The following is a 17214-nucleotide window of genomic DNA, read 5'->3' as shown; positions in this document are numbered from 1 at the left end:
GGGAGACCCCATGCATACCTTCTTCATCGCCCCCACCGGCTTCGGTGTCGGCCTCACCTCCATCAGTCTCGGCCTGGTCCGCGCCCTGGAGCGCGACGGCCTGAAGGTCGGTTTCTTCAAACCGATCGCCCAGCCTCATCCCGGCGACGAAGGCCCGGAGCGCTCTACCGAGCTGATCGCCCGCACCCTCGGCCTGAAGCCGCCCAAACCACTCGACCTGGCCCACGTCGAACGCATGCTCGGCGACGGCCAGCTGGATGAACTGCTGGAGGAGATCATCAGTCTCTACCAGCAGGCCAGCGAGGGCATGGACGTGCTGATCGTCGAGGGCATGGTGCCGACCCGCCACGCCAGCTACGCGGCGCGGGTCAACGTGCACCTGGCCAGGAGCCTGGATGCCGAGATCATCCTGGTCTCGGCACCGGAGGGCGACTCGGCCCAGGCCATGACCGAGCTGTCCGACCGCATCGAGATCCAGGCCCAACTGTTCGGCGGGCCACAGGAGCCGAAAGTGCTCGGCACCATCCTCAACAAGGTGCGCGGTGAGAACTTCGCCGCGCGCCTGCAGGAGCTTTCTCCGCTGTTGAAGACCGAGCAGTTCCGCCTGCTCGGCTGCATTCCCTGGCAGGACGAACTGAACGCTGCGCGCACCCGTGACGTCGCCGAGCTGCTCGGCGCGCACATCATCAGTGCCGGTGACTACGAACAGCGCCGCGTGCAGCAGATCGTCCTGTGCGCCCGTGCCCTGCCCAACACCGTGCAGTTGCTCACGCCCGGCGTGCTGGTGGTAACCCCTGGCGATCGCGACGACATCATCCTCGCCGCCAGCCTGGCCGCCATGAATGGCGTACCGCTGGCCGGCCTGTTGCTGTGCAGCGACTTCGCCCCGGACCCGCGGATCATGGAGCTGTGCCGCGGCGCCCTGGCCAGCGGCCTGCCGGTGCTCAGCGTGAGCACCGGCTCCTACGACACGGCGACCAACCTCAACCGGCTGAACAAGGAAATCCCCATCGACGACCGCGAGCGCGCGGAGAAGGTCACCGAGTTCGTCGCCAGCCATATCGACCATGACTGGCTCACCCAGCGTTGCGGCACCCCGCGCGAGGCGCGCATGTCGCCGCCAGCGTTCCGCTACCAGTTGATGCGCCGCGCCCAGGCAGCGAACAAGCGCATCGTCCTGCCTGAAGGCAGCGAGCCGCGCACTGTGCAGGCTGCGGCCATCTGCCAGGCACGCGGCATCGCCCGCTGCGTGCTGCTGGCCAAGCCGGAAGCGGTACAGGCGGTGGCCAAGGCCCAGGGCATCGAGCTGCCGCCCGGGCTGGAAATCCTCGATCCGGACCTGATCCGCGAGCGCTATGTCGGGCCGATGGTCGAACTGCGCAAGGGCAAGGGCCTGAATGCGCCGATGGCCACTGCCCAACTGGAAGACACCGTGGTGATGGGCACCATGATGCTGGCCCTGGACGAGGTCGACGGCCTGGTCTCCGGCGCCATCCACACCACCGCCAACACCATCCGCCCGGCACTGCAGCTGATCAAGACCGCGCCCGGCTACAACTTGGTATCCTCGGTGTTCTTCATGCTGCTGCCGGATCAGGTACTGGTATATGGCGACTGCGCGGTAAACCCCGACCCGAACGCGGCCGAACTGGCCGAGATCGCCCTGCAGAGCGCCGCCTCCGCCGAAGCCTTCGGTGTCGCCGCGCGGGTGGCGATGATTAGCTACTCCACCGGCGACTCCGGCAGCGGCGCCGAGGTGGAGAAAGTCCGCGAAGCCACCCGCCTGGCCCGCGAGCAGAATCCGCAACTACTGATCGACGGGCCGCTGCAGTACGACGCCGCCGCCATCGCCAGCGTCGGCCTGCAGAAGGCACCGAACAGCCCGGTAGCCGGGCGCGCCACGGTGTTCATCTTCCCCGATCTGAACACCGGCAACACCACCTACAAGGCGGTGCAGCGCAGTGCCGACTGCGTCAGCGTGGGGCCTATGCTGCAGGGCCTGCGCAAGCCGGTGAACGATCTGTCGCGCGGCGCCCTGGTCGACGATATCGTCTACACCATCGCCCTCACCGCCATCCAGGCCGCGGCCAGGGAGGCCTAATCAGGCCCACCGTCAACGTAGCCCGGATGCAATCCGGGGCAAGCACACACCGAGAACTCCCCGGATTGCATCCGGGCTACGGCGGACCTCCGCAACGCGGTTTCACCCGCCCGGCAAGAGGCTTGCGCTAGAATTCGCCCCGCCTGAATGCGGCGAAATGCGCCGGGCCGCCTGACCCACAAGTCAGCCCTAGCGCTTGCCGGTCAGTGTACAAGCGTTAACCTTGGCAGCCGACCGCCTTGTGCAAAGGAACTGCCGCAGGTAACCCGACCGATCCGGGGCACACAGAATGCCCCCACTGTCAGGAGGCTCACGCCCCCATGCTGCACTTTCTGCCTGCCCCGCTACGTGGCCTGCTTGCCGGCCTGACGCTGGCCCTGAACACCCTGATCTGCTGCTGGCCACTGTTCGCCGTGGCCCTGCTCAAGCTGCTCCTGCCGGTGCCGGCCATCCAGCGCGGGTTGCGCTTCGTCATGCATGGCATCGCCGAGTTCTGGATCGGCGTCAACAAGTTCTGGATGAACCTGGTCTGTCGTACCCAGTGGGACGTGGCCGGTATGCAGAGCTTCGACACCCAGCACTCCTACCTGGTGACCAGCAACCACCAGAGCTGGGTCGACATCCTGGTGCTGCAGTACCAGTTGAACCGACGCATGCCACTGCTCAAGTTCTTCCTCAAGCAGGAGTTGATCTGGGTGCCGGTGATCGGCCTGTGCTGGTGGGCGCTGGAGTTCCCCTTCATGAAGCGCTACTCCAAGGCCTACCTGGCCAAGCACCCGGAGAAGCTCGGCCAGGACCTGGCCACCACGCGCAAGGCCTGCGCACGCTACAAGAGCAATCCGGTGTCGGTATTCAACTTCCTCGAAGGCACCCGCTTCACCCAGGCCAAGCATGACCAGCAGGGCTCGGCCTTCCAGTACCTGCTCAAGCCCAAGGCCGGCGGCATTGCCTTCGTGCTGGACGCCATGGGCGAGCAGCTGCACTCGATCATCAACGTGACCATCCATTACCCAGGCGGCAGCCCGGGTTTCTGGGACCTGCTGTGCGGCAGGCTGCAGAAAGTGGTGGTGCGTTTCGAGGAGTTGGAGATTCCGGCCGAGTTCATCGGCCAGAACTACGACCAGGATGAAACCTACCGCCTGGCCTTCCAGCAGTGGGTCAACCAGCTCTGGGAAGCCAAGGATGCCGAGCTGGCGCAGCTGCACCAGCAGTTCCCGACCTCTCGCCGCTAATCAGGCTTCTGGCGCCCAAGTGGCCCAATCGAGCCGGGGCGGAAATTCCCCGGCCTTCTCCACCGACAAGCCCGGCGCCACCAGAAAGCCCTGCATGGTGCTGCACTGGTGGGCGATCAGCCAGTCACGCTGGGCGATGGTCTCCACCCCTTCGGCGATCACCTCCAGGCCGAGGTGATGAGCCAGGTCGATGATGGTGCTGACGATCGCCGCATCCTTCGGTGAGTCGAGCATGTTGGCGATGAACAGGCGGTCGATCTTCAACGTATCCAGCTCGAAATGACGCAGGTAGGCCAGCGACGAGTAGCCGGTGCCGAAGTCGTCGATGGCGATGCGCACCCCCAACGCACGCAGCTGCTGAAGCTGCTCGCGGGTGGTGTCGAGGTCCTGCATCAGCGCACTCTCGGTGACTTCCACTTCCAGCTGTGACGGCTTGAGCTGATGGGTCTCCAGCACCCGACGCAGGTCGCCAACCAATTGCGGCATGCTGAACTGCACCGGACTGACGTTGAGGCTGAGCAGCAGGTCCTCGCCGAATTGCGGGCGCCAGGCGCGGCACTGCTGGATGCCACGCTGGAAGATCCAGTCACCGAGGCGGTTGATCAGCCGGGTTTCCTCCAGCAATGGAATGAACACCCCGGGCGCGATGGTGCCGGCGACCCGGTGCTGCCAGCGCAGCAGCGCCTCGAAGCCGCGCAGGCGGCCGCTGGCCAGATCGATCTGCGGCTGGTAGACCAGCACGAAGTCGTCCTGTTCGATGGCCGTGCGCAGGCTTTCTTCGAGCATCAGCCGCGAACGTGCGCGGCCGTTCATTTCCGGGGAAAAGAAGCGGTACTGCTGGCGGCCGGCGCGTTTGGCCTCGTACATGGCCATGTCCGCCGCGCGCAGCAGGCCATCGACCGTCTGCCCGCACTCGGGGAAGCAGGCGATACCGACGCTGGCCCCCAGGGTGAACTCGACGCCATCGACCTTGTGCCGCACCGACACCAGCTCGATCAGTTTCTCCGCCACCCGCGCCGCATCTTCCGGGTGCTCCAGCGAGTCGAGCAGCGCAGTGAATTCGTCGCCGCCCATGCGCGCAAGGATGTCGTAGGGGCGCAGGCAGGTCTTCAGTTGCTCGGCCACCGTGCGCAGGATCTCGTCGCCGGCGGCATGCCCCAGGGAGTCGTTGACCCGTTTGAAGCCGTCCAGATCGAGGTAGAGCACGGCCATGCGCTTGCCGCTGCGATCGATGCGCGATAGCGCCGCCTCCAGGGCCTGATTAAAACCACGACGGTTGTACAGGCCGGTCAGCGCGTCGGTCACCGCCTGCGATTCGAGCTGGGCATGCAGGTTGCTCACCACCGACATATCCAGGGCGATCAGTACCATGGCGTTCTGGTACTGCGGCAGGGGCGAACAGGACAACGCCACCGGCAGGTAACTGCCGCTAAAGGTGGTCAGCACGGCGTCATGCAGCCGATAGGTCTTGCCGGCACGCCAGCTGCGGTAGAACTCGGAGCTTTTCCAGTCAGCCGGCATCTGCGGCGCATGCAGGTAGGAGAGCAACTGGGTGCCCTGCAAGTCGGCCACTTCGCCGTGGAGCATCTGTGCCATGGCCGGGTTGGCAAAGCTGATCTGGCCATCCTGATCCAGCACCAGGATGCCTTCGGAGGCATTTTCCAGCACAGAGGCATTGAAGGCGCGCGCACTGTCCAGCTGCTGGCTGAGCTGAAGCAACTCGTGGCGATGGCGCTCATGCTCAAGCAAGGCGCTGATCTTGTGCCGCAGTACCTTGGGATCGAAAGGCTTGAGGATGAAGTCCACGGCGCCGATGGCATAGCCGTGCAGCACCGAGTCCTCGGTGTGGGCGATGGCCGAGAGGAAGATGATTGGCGTATGCCGGGTGTGCGGGCTGCCACGCATCAGGCGGGCGACTTCGAAGCCATCCATCTTCGGCATCTGCACATCCAGCAGGACCAGGCCGACCGGCTCCTCGATCATGCACTGCAGCGCCGCCTCGCCGGAGTTGACGGTGCGTACATCCCACTCGCCATCACCGAGCAGGGCCTCCATGGCCACCAGGTTTTCATCGCGGTCATCGACCACCAGCAGCACCTGGGAGTCCAGCTGCGTATCGAGCTCTAACTGCGCCATCTCGCCCTCCTTCAGCGCCGGATCAAGGTACGTATCCGCGACCGTCTGTTCATCCCAACGCCTGCCGCAAGGGTTGCGGGGCTTCGATCAACCAGCGATGCAGGTGCTCCAGCAACTCCTGGCGGCTGACCGGTTTGGCCAAGTAATCGTCTGCCCCGGCGGTGATGCATTTCTCGCGGTCGCCCTTCATCGCATGGGCGGTCAGGGCAATGATCGGAATCCGGCAATCGTGCTCTTCCTTGAGCAGGCGCGTGGCGGTGTAGCCGTCCATGCGTGGCATGGCCATGTCCATCAGCACCAGATCGAACGGTTGGCGCGCGAAGCGCTCCAGCGCTTCCACGCCATCCTTGGCCGGGGTGACGACCAGGCCGACCTCGTCCAGTAGCGCGCTCATCGCATAGATATTGCGGATATCGTCATCCACCAGCAGCACGCGCTTGCCGGCCAGCCCGGAGCTGTCGCTCTGCGGCTCGCGCACTCCGGAAAGGAAGCCCTGCAGGGCAGCGCTCAGCGGGCTCAGATCGTCGCCACTCTTGCGCACCACCACGGCCGAGTAACGGCGCAGGCGTTGCAGATCCTGGCGGGTCACATCCAGGCCGGTGTTGATCACCACCTGGGTCGACTGCAAGGGGCGCTGCCGATCCATGGCTTCGAGCAGCTCGAAACCATCCTGATCCGGCAGATCGAGGTCGATCACCAGAGCGCTGAAACCTTGTTCCGCATAGGCCTGACGCGCCGCCTCGGCGCTGCTCACCGAGGTAACGGTGAAACCGAGTTGGCTCAGGTGCTCGTGGTAATGCTCGCGCTCGATCTCGACGTCCTCCACCAGCAACAGTGGACGCAGCGTCTGGCCAAGGCCGGCGAGCCCGACGAAGACCTGTTCGAGGTCATCGCGCCCGATGGGTTTGACCAGATAGCGCGTGCCATCCTCATGCCAGTCCTGTGGCTGCGGTACGCAGGAGATGATGTGCACCGGTGTGTCGCGGTACTGCGCCAAACTGCGCAAACGTCGGTAGATCTGCCAGCCGCTGATATCCGGCAGGAGGATGTCCAGCACCACCGCGACGAAACGCTCGCTCTGCAGCAGGTTGATCGCCTGCTTGCCGCTGCGGCAGAGCACGCTGGAAAAACCATGGGCCTGAGCCTCTTCGGCAATCACCGCGGAGAAATTGAGATCGTCCTCGATGATCAGCAGTGCCGGCCCCTGGCCGCTGCGCACGGGCACGCTGCTGAGGGGCTGGTCCGGCTCGACCTGGGTCAGGGCCACCACCGGCAACTGCACGATGAAGCGCGAGCCCTGCCCGGGAACACTCTCCAGGCTGATCTTGCCATCCAGTACCTCGACCAGCTGGCGGGTGATCGCCAGGCCCAGGCCGGTGCCACCAAAGCGCCGGCTGGTCGAGCCATCGATCTGCTGGAAGGCCTGGAAAATCCGCTCATGCTGCTCCACAGCAATGCCGATGCCGGTATCACGCACCACGATCTGCAGGGTTTCGCGCTCATCATCCAGCGGCGTCGGCGAGCGGCTGATGGACAGCTCCACCTCGCCCGCTTCGGTGAACTTCAACGCGTTGGACAGCAGGTTGCGCAGGATCTGATGCAGGCGCCCGCGGTCGGTATGAATCACCCGCGGTACGCCGGGCTCCATGGTATTGAGCAGACGCAGGCCCTTGAGCTCGGCCATCGGCCGCAGGCTGGCATCCAGCTCGACCAGCATGTCGTGGACATTCAGCGGTTCGAGCTTGAGCTGCACCCGGCCGGCTTCGATCTTTGCCAGATCGAGCACATCGTTGATCAGTTGCAGCAGGTCGTTGCCGGCTCTGTAGACAATGTCGGCATGCTTGACCTGCTTTTCCGTGAGGTTGCCAGCCATGTTCTGCTTCAACTGCTCGCTGAGGATCAGGATGCTGTTCAGCGGGGTACGCAACTCGTGGGACATGTTGGCGAGGAATTCTGACTTGTAGCGGTTGGCCAGCGCCAACTGCTCGGCCTGCTCGCGCAGGCGCTGCTCGGCAGCCTTGCGCTCGCTGATGTCGATGATCACTGCCTGCACCAGCACATCGGTGCCACTGCGCAAGGGCGAGAGGCCGACTTCCAGGGGAATCAGGTGACCATCGCGGTGCTGGCCAAACAGCTCGCGGTTGCCGCCCATGCGCCGCGGCGACGGGTCGTTGACGAAACTTTCGCGCAGGTGTGGGTGCATCTTGCGCAGGGACTCGGGCAGCAGTTGCTCGACCGGCTGGCCGAGCAACTCATCGCGCGAGTAGCCGAACATCTGCTCGGTCTGCCGATTGACCATGGCCACCAGGCCATGGCCATCGACCAGCACGATGGCGTTGGGCGAGGCCTCGACCACCAGGCGGAAGCGTTCCTCAGCGGACTTGCGCTCGCTGATATCGATGATCACCGCCTGCACCAGCACCTCATTACCGGCACGGATCGGTGACAGGCCGACTTCCAGGGGAATCTGTCGGCCATCGCGGTGCTGACCGAACAGCTCGCGGCTGCCGCCCATGCGACGTGGCTCCGGCGCCGCCTGGAAGTTCTCGCGCATGCCGACGTGAGCCTTGCGGATGGACTCCGGCAAGAGCTTTTCCACCGGTTGGCCGAGAATCTCTTCGCGGCCATAGCCGAACATCAGTTCGGTCTGCCGATTGATCATGGCGACATGGCCATGGCTGTCGACCAGCACGATGGCGTTGGGCGATGCCTCGATTACCAGACGGAAACGTTCTTCGCGCTCGCGCACGCCCTGATTGAGGCGCTCGCTGCTGGCCAGCGCCCGCTCGCGCAGGAACAGGTAACCACCAATCAGCAAGGACAACAGTAGTGCGGCCAGCAAGCCGCTGCCCAGGCCGATACTCAGGCTGCTGTTGTGCAGCGTCTGCTCGTACTGGGGGGTGCTGCTGACCTTGAGCTGCCAGGTCCGGCCGTAGATGTTCAGCGTGCGCAGGGTCTCGAAGCGGGGTCGCTGGGTATCTGTCGAGACCGCTGTGAGCAGCGGATTGGCGGCATCCTGGCTGTCGCGCAGCTCGACCCAGAACAGTTCGCTGCTGCTGCCGAGGATGCCGTGCATCAGGTCACCCATGCGGAAGGTGCCGGCGACCATGCCAAGCACCGCGGCACGCCGCTCATCGACATTGGTCTGCGGCGCATTCTGGCGATAAACCGGCAGGTACAAGAGTGCTCCGGCCTGCACATCCTGTTCGATCTCCTGCCTGAGCTTGAGCGGCCCGGTCAGCACCGCTTCACCACTGTCGCGGGCCTGGCTGATAGCCAGACGCCGGGTCGCCTCGCTGTACATGTCGAAGCCCAGGGCCCGCCGGTTGCGCCAGTCCAACGGGTTGATGAAGTCGACGATCAGGTACTCGTCACGCGGCCCTGGGGGATAGGCCTGAAACTCTGGCCGGCCGTTGCCGCGCTCGCGCTGCACGAAGACATCCAACTCGCTGTCACGCAGGTAGCGGCCCCAGCTCAGAGCCTGGATGCCGGGGTAGCGTTCCTGCAACTGCAACTGGTCCGCCGCACGCTGCCACTCCTCATGGGACACGTCGCTGCTGCCAGCCATCAGCCCGGACATGCCCCGCAGAACCATTTCGTAAGCCAGCATGCGTTCGCGCACGCTCTGCTCGACGCCATCCACCGCCAGGGCAAAGCGGGCGTCCTGTTCGTCGCGGTTGTTGGCCCCCAGCACCAGCCACTGCCAGGTCACCAGGGCGCTCAGGCCCGCCAGCAGAACCAGGGTGACCAGCAGGGGAATCCAGGGTTTGCGCGGGGGAAAAGCCGGGGTGGTGTCGTCCATGAACTCTCCTGATCCTTGATCGATGCGCGGCAATCGGCGGATGCGCACCTGTCAGGAACGCGGACTGCAGAACATATGTTGAGCAGTCTAGTCAGGAATTTAAGGCCGTCGAGTCACGCGACGGCCGGCACTCAGAATGCAAAAAGGCCCCTGATCGGGGCCTCTTGTACAGCAGTTGCAGCTATTGCTGGCCGGGCAAGGGGCGCAGGTTGATCTCTACGCGACGGTTCTGCGAACGCCCCTCTTCTGTGGCATTGCTGGCAATCGGTTGATCCGGGCCGGCACCACGGGTACTCACGCGGCCGGCATTGACCCCTTGCGCCAGCAGGTAGTTGGCCACGCTCTGCGCGCGACGCTGCGACAGGCCCATGTTGTAGGCATGGCTGCCGGTGCTGTCGGTGTGCCCGATGATCTCGATGCTGTTCTGGTCGTACTGGCGGAACGAATTGGCCAGGTTGTTCAGCGGGTTGTAAAAGTTACTGGCGATATCTGCCGAGTCGGTGGCAAAGGTAATGTTGCCCGGCATGATCAACTGGATGTTGTCGCCCTGGCGTTCGACCTGTACGCCGGTACCTTCCATGCTGCGCCGCAGTTCGGCTTCCTGCTTGTCGGCGTAGTAGCCGTAACCTGCACCCGCGGCTCCGGCAACCGCGGCACCGATCAGCGCACCTTTGCCCCGGTTGTCATGGTTGATCGCCGCACCGGCGACCGCGCCAGCTAGAGCACCGAGGCCACCATATTTGGCCGTCTTGCTCATGCCGCCAGAGCTTTGCTGGGAGCCTTGGTTGTCATAGGGGTTTTGCGAGGCACAGCCGGTCATCAGGGCAGCCAGGGTAGCGGCGAGGACGAGGCGTGAGGGGGTAAACATGCTTGAAGCTCCTGAGGCAGTCTTGCGTGCAGATAAACAGGTGCAGTTTAGAGCACTGGCCACGCAGAAGATTCCCTCGCTACAGACGTGCGTCACAATCAGCCACAGCCAGTGCGCCAAGCCTCAGGCGCGAATAAAGGGATTCTCGCGCATTTCCTCGCCCAGGCGCGTGTCCGGCCCATGCCCGGTTACTACTGTGGCCTCCTCGTCGAGACTGTACAGGCGTTGCTTGATCGAACGCTCGATGGTGGCGTAGTCACCGCCCCACAGGTCGGTACGACCGATGCCACGACGGAACAGGGTGTCACCGGCGATCAGCAACTTGTCCTGGGGGAACCAGAAACTCATCGAGCCTGGCGTATGCCCTGGTGTATGCAGAGCCACACCACAGCCGCAGGCCAGTTCCTCATCATCGGCCAGCCACTGGTCCGGCGCCGGCACCGGGGTGTAGGGCACACCGAACATGCGGCACTGCATCTCCAGGTTGTCCCAAAGGAACTGGTCGTCCTTGTGCAGGTGCAGGGTAGCGCCAGTCTTCTCCTTCATCTGCCCCGAAGCGAGGAAGTGATCGAGGTGGGCATGAGTGTGAATGATGCTCACCACTTGCAGGCCATGGGCCTCCAGGCGCGCCATGATCAACTCGGGATTGCCACCCGGATCAACGACGATGGCCTTCTTGGTCAGCGGGTCGCCGATGATGGTGCAATTGCACTGCAAAGGCCCGACCGGGAAGGTTTCACGAATCAGCTGGGGCTGGGGGCTGGTGCTCATCTGGCAATCCTCATCGGTGATCAGGGCCGGCACGATAATCGTTCGGCTGCCGCCCCGTCCATTTGCGGAAGGCGCGGCGGAAATTGGAGGGGTCGCTGAAACCCAGCAAGACGGCGATTTCATAGAGCGGCAGGTGGGTAGTGCCCAGGTACTGCAAGGCCAGACGCTTGCGCACCTCATCGAGGATCTGCTGGTAACTGGTACCAGAGCTCGCCAGATGACGACGCAAGCTACGGCCACTGATATGCAGAGCCCGCGCGGCGCTATCCAGATCGGGAAACTCGCCAGGACGGGCCAGCAGCAGACGGCGCACCCGGCTGAGCAGGCCATCCTGGACATCGAGCGTCGCCAACAGGGCTTCGCATTGCTGCTCGCACATCTGCATGGTCGCCGGATTGGCCAGGGCCATCGGCCGATCCAGATAGACCCGCGGCAGACTCAGCCAGTGCCAGGGTTGCTCGAACGCCACTACCCTACCGAAGACGTCGCGATAACGTTCGGCATAGGCGGGAGCCGGATAGGCAAAACCGACCGCCACGCCTTGCGGTGCCTCGCCGAGAAGGAACTGGGCGATGCTGTACAGACTGGCAAGCAGACCCTCTGCGGCAAAACGGCTGAGCGCCCCGAGCGGAATCGATTCACTGGCGCGCAACTCCAGGCGGTCGGCATGTTCGATCAGCTCCAGATCGAAGCTCAGCCCGAGGACGCGGTAGTACTTGAGCGCAAAGTGCAGGGCCTTCTCCAGGGTGGCGCTGGAGAGCAGTGCATAGCCGAGGATGCCATGCGCCGAGGCATTCAGGCGCTGCCCTAGCAGCAGCCCCAGGGCTGGATCGTCAGCCGCGAGCAACGCGGCGTTGGCGAGCTGGCGGAAGTCGAGAAAAGACAGCCGGCCAGCTGGATTCTGCAGAACCTGCGGGCCGATGCCGGCGACCAGCAAGAGCTGATCATGCGGCACGCCCAACTCCCCAGCAAGCTCGATCAACGCCTGTGCGTACGCCAGCGGGACCAGCGCGGAGTTCAGCGTGAGCAGCTTCTTCATCAGTCTGCCGCCTATCAGCAGTGGCCGGAAATGACCCGAATAATGGCAGAAGATAACCTTGCCCACCAAAAGCCCACAAGCCCATAGTCCTGGCAGACCATAACAATTACAGGGGAGGCGCCATGCCCAGCCCGACACCGCCAGACCTGCTGATCAAGGCACGCCAGCCCGGCTTTACCCTGCCCCAGCCCTGGGTGCGCCACTGGCACGGCGACAATGCCTTCAAGAGCCACTTCTTCGATGCCATGTCGCTGCTGTTTCCGGATGGCGAGCGCTTCTTCATCGACTCGGTGCGGCACTACCGCGACCAGGCCACGGACCCGCACCTGCAGAAGCAGATCAGTGGATTTATCGGCCAGGAGGCACACCACAGCCGCGAGCATGATCGCTACAGCGAGGCACTGCGCCACTGCGGCTACGACCTTGACTACCTGGAGCATCGCCTGAAGCGCCGCCTGGCCTTTGTGCGCAAACATCTGCCGCCCAAGGTGCACCTGGCTTCCACCGTGGCCGTTGAGCATTTCACCGCGATAATGGCCGACGCCATTCTGCAGAACCCGGATTGGCTGGCCGGAGCCGAACCGAGCATGGCTAAACTGTGGCGTTGGCATGCGCTGGAAGAAAGCGAACACAAGGCGGTTGCCTTCGATCTCTACCAACAGGTCTGCGGCAGCGTCTGGCTGCGGCGGCGGGCCATGCTGCACAGCACGCTGTATTTCACCCTGGATACCTTCAAGGGCCTGGTGCACATGCTCAAGCGCGATGGACTGCTGTGGAACTGGCGGGTATGGCGCGACGGGCTGGGTTGGTTGTGGGGCAGCCGCGGCATCCTGCGTCCGCTGGTGCGCACCTACCTGGACTTCTACAAGCGCGACTTCCACCCCTGGCAGCACGACAACATGCAGGTGATTCTGCAGTATCGCCGCGAGTTCGACGGGGTAGTCGAGACCGCTTAGGGTCTGTTCGCGCTTCGCTCGCGAACGAAACGGCAACAGCCTCTAACGCAACAGCCCTAGGCTCTTGGCCCGCGCCACGGCCTGGGTGCGCCGCTCCACCCCCAGCTTGCTGTTGATGTGGCGGGCATGGGTCTTCACGGTATGCAGCGAGATGAACAGACGCTCGCTGATTTCCTGATTCGAGCAACCCAGCGCAATCAGGCGCAGAACCGCCAGCTCGCGGGTACTCAGGCTCTCCGCCGCGCCCAGAGAAGCGAAGTTCTGCCCCACTTCCGCACTCTCCGGCAAATGCAGTTGCAAGGCCTCGGTCAGGACGGTGTTCGGCGCGGTCTGCAACTGCTCGCGCAGCCAGTCCGGCTGATGGGCAAGCAATTCGTGGAAGGGTAACAGGCAGCCACCGGCAGCAGCCTCCAGGCAACTCAGCAGTTGCTGCTGGGCTTCCCGTTCACGACCGGTGGAGCACAACAGCAAGGTCAACTGGACATGGGCGAAAGTGCCGAGCAACTGCCCGCCGCAGCTCTGCGCCCTTATCACCAGAGCCCGCAGACGGCGCTCGGCAGCCTCCACCTGGCCCTGACGACGCTCCAGTGCAGCACGGTGGATTTCAATGTGCAGGGACAGCTGTGGATGAAACTCCGGCGCCGTCGCCGCCTGCTCGCCACTGTAGGTATCCGCCAGACGCACCAACCAGGCATTGGCCAACTCGACCTGCCCCTGGGTCAACCACAACTCACACTTGCTCAGGGTGATCATTGCCAGGTAGTAAACCGGCGGAACATCCCAGACATGCATCAGCCGCTCGGCCTCGGCCAGATAGGCAAAGGCCTCGGCAAAACGTCCAGAACGCCCCTCTTGGCTGGCCAGAATGCAATATCCGATCAGCAGGCTGATATCCCGACAACCACGGGCTTCGGCAACGCCGGCCAGCAGGCGACTCTTCGCCTCATCGGGTTGCAGACGCAATGCCAGCAGGAAGCCCTCGTACAAGGTCAGTCGCGCCCGCACGGCATACAAACGCTGCGCGGGTAACTCGCGCAGACATTGCAGACCGTGGCGCACCTCTTCGAGCGCACGGGTCACTTCGCCACGCGCCTGCAGCACCCTGCCACGATCGTAGTGACAGAAGGCCTCGAACAACGGATTACCCTGGCGCTGAGCCAACTCCAGGGCCTCTCGATTGAGACCGCGGGCGCGCCACAGATCACCGCTGACCACCGCCAGGTTGGCCAGTGTCGACAGGCACAAAAGCCGCGGCCCGAAGCGTTGTACCGGCAGGGTCGCCAAGGCCGCCGTGCAATATTCCTCGGCTCGTGCGCTATCGCCACGGCCACGGGCAATCACGCCACTTACGGCCAGCCATTGGGCCAGCAGCGATTGTTGCTCCACCGCTGAGGGGGCGGGCAGGAAACGCACAAGCTGGCTGGCCAAGTCTTCCGCCGCATCCAACTGACAGGCCAGGGCCAGAGCCCAGCTATACAACACAATCAAGCGTGGCGTGCTACCCAGCAGGCTATCGGGCAAATCCATCTTCCAGCGCAGCAGCATGGCCACATTTTGCTCGGCCAGCAGATGTTCTTCGGAGAAATTCTGCACCAGGTTGGCTGCTACATCCGGCTGACCGGCGCGCAAGGCCTGCTCCACCGCCTCATCAAGCACGCCTTGCCCACTGAACCAGCGGCAGGCGCGCAAGTGCAGGCTCGACAACGGCAGGGTCAGTCCTAGCGCCGGACTGGCGCGCAGCAAGTCGGAAAACAGGTGGTGATAGCGGAACCAGCGCCCGTGCTCATCCAGCGGCACCAGAAATATCTGGTTGGCCTGCAAGTGTTGCAGGATCGCCGCGCTGTCATGGCTCTCACGCACCGCATCGCACAGTTCGACGCAGAAACGCTCCAGGCACGCCGTATCGTAGAGGAAGCTCTGCACCTCGGCAGGCTGGCGCTCAATGACTTCTTCCAGCAAGTAGTCGCGAATCAGCCCCTGGGCGCCGTGCAGGTCCCGCACCGATTCTTCGCTACCCGCTTCATCCGCCGTCAGCAGCCACAGGCGCAGCCCAGCCACCCAACCCTCACTGCGCTGCAGGAGATTGTGCAAGGCCTCACCATCGAGGCTCGCCCCTTGGCTGGCCAGCAGCTCTTGGGTCTCCTCCGTGGTCAGACGCAGATCCTGCTCCTGCAGCTCAAGCAACAGCCGCGACAGGCGCAAGCGGGCCAGATGCCAGTCCGGACGCTGGCGACTGGTGACCAGCAGCAGCATTCCCGCAGGCAGGTGATTGAGGAAAAACTGCAGGCAACGATCCAGCACCGCGCCTTGGGCCAGGTGGTAGTCGTCCAGGACCAACAAGAGGGGGGCCGCAGGATCCAAGCGCTGGCCCAACTCATCGAGCAGCCCATCCAGCAGCTCCTCGAAGGCAAACGGCTGATGCCGCTGACGCATCTTCAACAGCCCCAGCGCTTCCTCGCCAATGGCCGGGAACGACTGGCGCAAGCCGTCCAATAGACGTTCCAGGAAACGTCCTGGATCGCTGTCGCGCCGACTCAGGCCAAGCCAGAGACTCTGCCACTGCTCCGGCAAACGCTCGCAGAACTCGATGGCCAGTGAACTCTTACCGAAGCCTGCAGGCGCACAGACCAGCAGCAAACGCCCCGCCATACCCTCGGCAAGCCGCTCGCACAAACGCGGACGCAGAACATAGCCGTCTGGCAACGGCGGACGAAAGAAACGCCCTTCCCCAGAGTTGACAGGCAAACAGGCGATGCTGGGCGAGCGGGACAGGTCAGTCACTGGGCAGATTGCGGCTCATCGGCAGTTAAATGAGCGCAGCCTAGCCCCTTGCTCTCTGTATTTGAAGCCCGCTTTGTCCCCGGAAAGAAAAAAGCCGGCACTAGGCCGGCTTTTTCTTGTTGCGGGTAGCGGATTAACGCACGCCAGCCTGACGCAGGGCTGCCGGGGTGTAATCGCTGGTGCCAGCCTTGTAGTTGAAGTCGTAGGATTGTTTTTCCTCGTTCTTCATACCCAGAGCCAGGTAACGACCGGAGATGATGTCGTACAGGGTTTCCACGGTGTACCACGGCACTTCTTTGTCGTAGTAGTACTGAGCATGGGCTTCAGCCACACGCCACAGGGCACCACGACCGTCGTAGTGGTCGATTACCGCGGCTTGCCAGGTATCTTCATCAATGTACACATCACGCTTGGCGTAGATGTGACGCTCGCCCGCCTTCAGGGTACCGGTCACGTGCCACACACGGTGCAGCTCGTAACGGCTCAGTTCCTGGTTGATGTGGCCAGCCTTGACGATATCGGCGTACTTGACCTTCGGCGAATCCAGCGCGTAGGTGTTGTACGGGATATAGATCTCCTTCTTGCCGTTCAGCTTCCAGTCATAACGGTCAGGTGCGCCGTTATACATGTCGAAGTTGTCGGAAGTACGCAGGCCGTCGGCGGCGGTACCTGGGCCGTCGTAGGAAACCTGCGGGGCACGACGCACGCGACGCTGACCGGCGTTGTACAGCCAGGCCAGACGCGGCTCTTTCACCTGGTTGAGGGTTTCGTGCACCAGCAGCACGTTACCAGCCAGACGCGAAGGAGCGGTTACACGCTGCTTGAAGTAAAACAGGATGTTGCTCGGCTTGCTCGGGTCATAGTCGGTCAGACTGGTCGGGAAGCTGAACTCGTCCTGGAAGTACACCAGGCTATAGGAACCGTTCGGCTGCGGAGTGGCCTGGGTGACCAGACGACGCACGCTGCCACCGCGGTAACGGGTGATCTGGTTCCAGATTGCTTCCAGGCCGTTCTGCGGCATCGGGAAGGGGTACGCGGACTTGAAGTTCTCCAGGCCGTTACCACCTTCAACCAGCTTGGTGTTGGCGGCGTTGAACTTGGCATCGTCCTGCACGTTCTGCGGCACGGTGGCGGAACGATGGGTCTTGTACACCGGAATCTTGTAGCTGTCCGGATAGCGCTTGAACATCGCAACCTGACCCGGGGTCAGTTTGTCCTTGTACTGATCCAGGTTCTGCGCAGTGATGGTGAACAGCGGCTGCTCACTGGCGAACGGGTTGGACAGGAAGCCGCGCTCATCGACCGTACCCGCGGATTTCGGCAGACCGCCGGTCCACTCGGGAATCGAGCCATCGGCATTACCGGCCTTCTCCGCCCCCAGCGGAGTCAGGCTGGTGCCCAGCTTGGCTACTTCATCGGCAGAAACTGCAGCCATCACACTGGTAGCCATCAGAGACAGAGCCAGGGCACCGGATTGCAGCAGGTATTTTGTTGTTTTCATTTGCATGTCTTTCCTCAAAGGATCCTG

10 protein-coding genes are annotated in these 17214 nt (G+C 63.5%); 3 read left to right on the top strand and 7 right to left on the bottom strand.

Annotation, left to right across the window (positions count from 1 at the left end):
- Positions 1 to 10 precede the first annotated feature (10 nt).
- Together pta and LRS11_RS11830 are read left to right on the top strand one after the other, a co-directional pair.
- Positions 11 to 2101 (top strand): phosphate acetyltransferase, encoded by a 2091-nt coding sequence (pta, locus tag LRS11_RS11835; RefSeq protein WP_260493191.1) that lies wholly within the window; start codon positions 11 to 13, stop codon positions 2099 to 2101.
- Between the two features lie 320 nt (positions 2102 to 2421).
- Positions 2422 to 3333, top strand: coding sequence for an acyltransferase (locus LRS11_RS11830; RefSeq protein WP_260493190.1), 912 nt, complete (start codon positions 2422 to 2424; stop codon positions 3331 to 3333).
- On the opposite strand, the gene LRS11_RS11825 is transcribed toward LRS11_RS11830, so the two are convergent.
- The 5 genes from LRS11_RS11825 to LRS11_RS11805 all read right to left on the bottom strand — a co-directional run bounded on the left by LRS11_RS11825 (position 3334) and on the right by LRS11_RS11805 (position 11949).
- Positions 3334 to 5469, bottom strand: a complete 2136-nt coding sequence (locus LRS11_RS11825; RefSeq protein ID WP_260493189.1) for a putative bifunctional diguanylate cyclase/phosphodiesterase — start codon at positions 5467 to 5469, stop codon at positions 3334 to 3336. It abuts the gene before it with no gap.
- 49 nt (positions 5470 to 5518) lie between these two features.
- Entirely contained in the window at positions 5519 to 9271 is a 3753-nt protein-coding gene (locus tag LRS11_RS11820) for a CHASE domain-containing protein (protein WP_260493188.1), read from the bottom strand.
- A 181-nt stretch (positions 9272 to 9452) separates the two neighbouring features.
- Entirely contained in the window at positions 9453 to 10139 is a 687-nt protein-coding gene (locus LRS11_RS11815) for an OmpA family protein (protein WP_260493187.1), read from the bottom strand.
- Between the two features lie 123 nt (positions 10140 to 10262).
- Positions 10263 to 10910 carry an MBL fold metallo-hydrolase gene (locus LRS11_RS11810; protein WP_260493186.1) on the bottom strand — a complete coding sequence of 216 codons (648 nt, stop codon included), beginning with the start codon at positions 10908 to 10910 and terminating at the stop codon, positions 10263 to 10265.
- A gap of 10 nt (positions 10911 to 10920) precedes the next feature.
- Complete coding sequence (locus LRS11_RS11805; RefSeq protein WP_260493185.1) at positions 10921 to 11949, bottom strand: AraC family transcriptional regulator; 1029 nt, start codon at positions 11947 to 11949, stop codon at positions 10921 to 10923.
- 122 nt (positions 11950 to 12071) lie between these two features.
- Here LRS11_RS11805 and LRS11_RS11800 point away from each other — a divergent pair, with 122 nt between their 5' ends.
- Positions 12072 to 12905: a metal-dependent hydrolase gene (locus tag LRS11_RS11800; protein WP_260493184.1), complete on the top strand. Its 834-nt coding sequence runs from the start codon at positions 12072 to 12074 to the stop codon at positions 12903 to 12905.
- A gap of 42 nt (positions 12906 to 12947) precedes the next feature.
- Here the strand turns inward: LRS11_RS11800 and LRS11_RS11795 are convergent, their stop codons facing one another.
- Both LRS11_RS11795 and LRS11_RS11790 read right to left on the bottom strand, forming a co-directional pair.
- On the bottom strand, positions 12948 to 15686 hold the full coding sequence (locus tag LRS11_RS11795) for a LuxR C-terminal-related transcriptional regulator (RefSeq protein ID WP_260493183.1): 2739 nt from the start codon (positions 15684 to 15686) through the stop codon (positions 12948 to 12950).
- Between the two features lie 133 nt (positions 15687 to 15819).
- Positions 15820 to 17187: a DUF1329 domain-containing protein gene (locus LRS11_RS11790; protein WP_260493182.1), complete on the bottom strand. Its 1368-nt coding sequence runs from the start codon at positions 17185 to 17187 to the stop codon at positions 15820 to 15822.
- Positions 17188 to 17214: the final 27 nt, after the last annotated feature.

It is taken from the genome of Pseudomonas sp. J452 (assembly GCF_024666525.1).
Classification (GTDB): domain Bacteria; phylum Pseudomonadota; class Gammaproteobacteria; order Pseudomonadales; family Pseudomonadaceae; genus Aquipseudomonas.
This window is presented reverse-complemented; position numbering and strand designations above follow the sequence as displayed.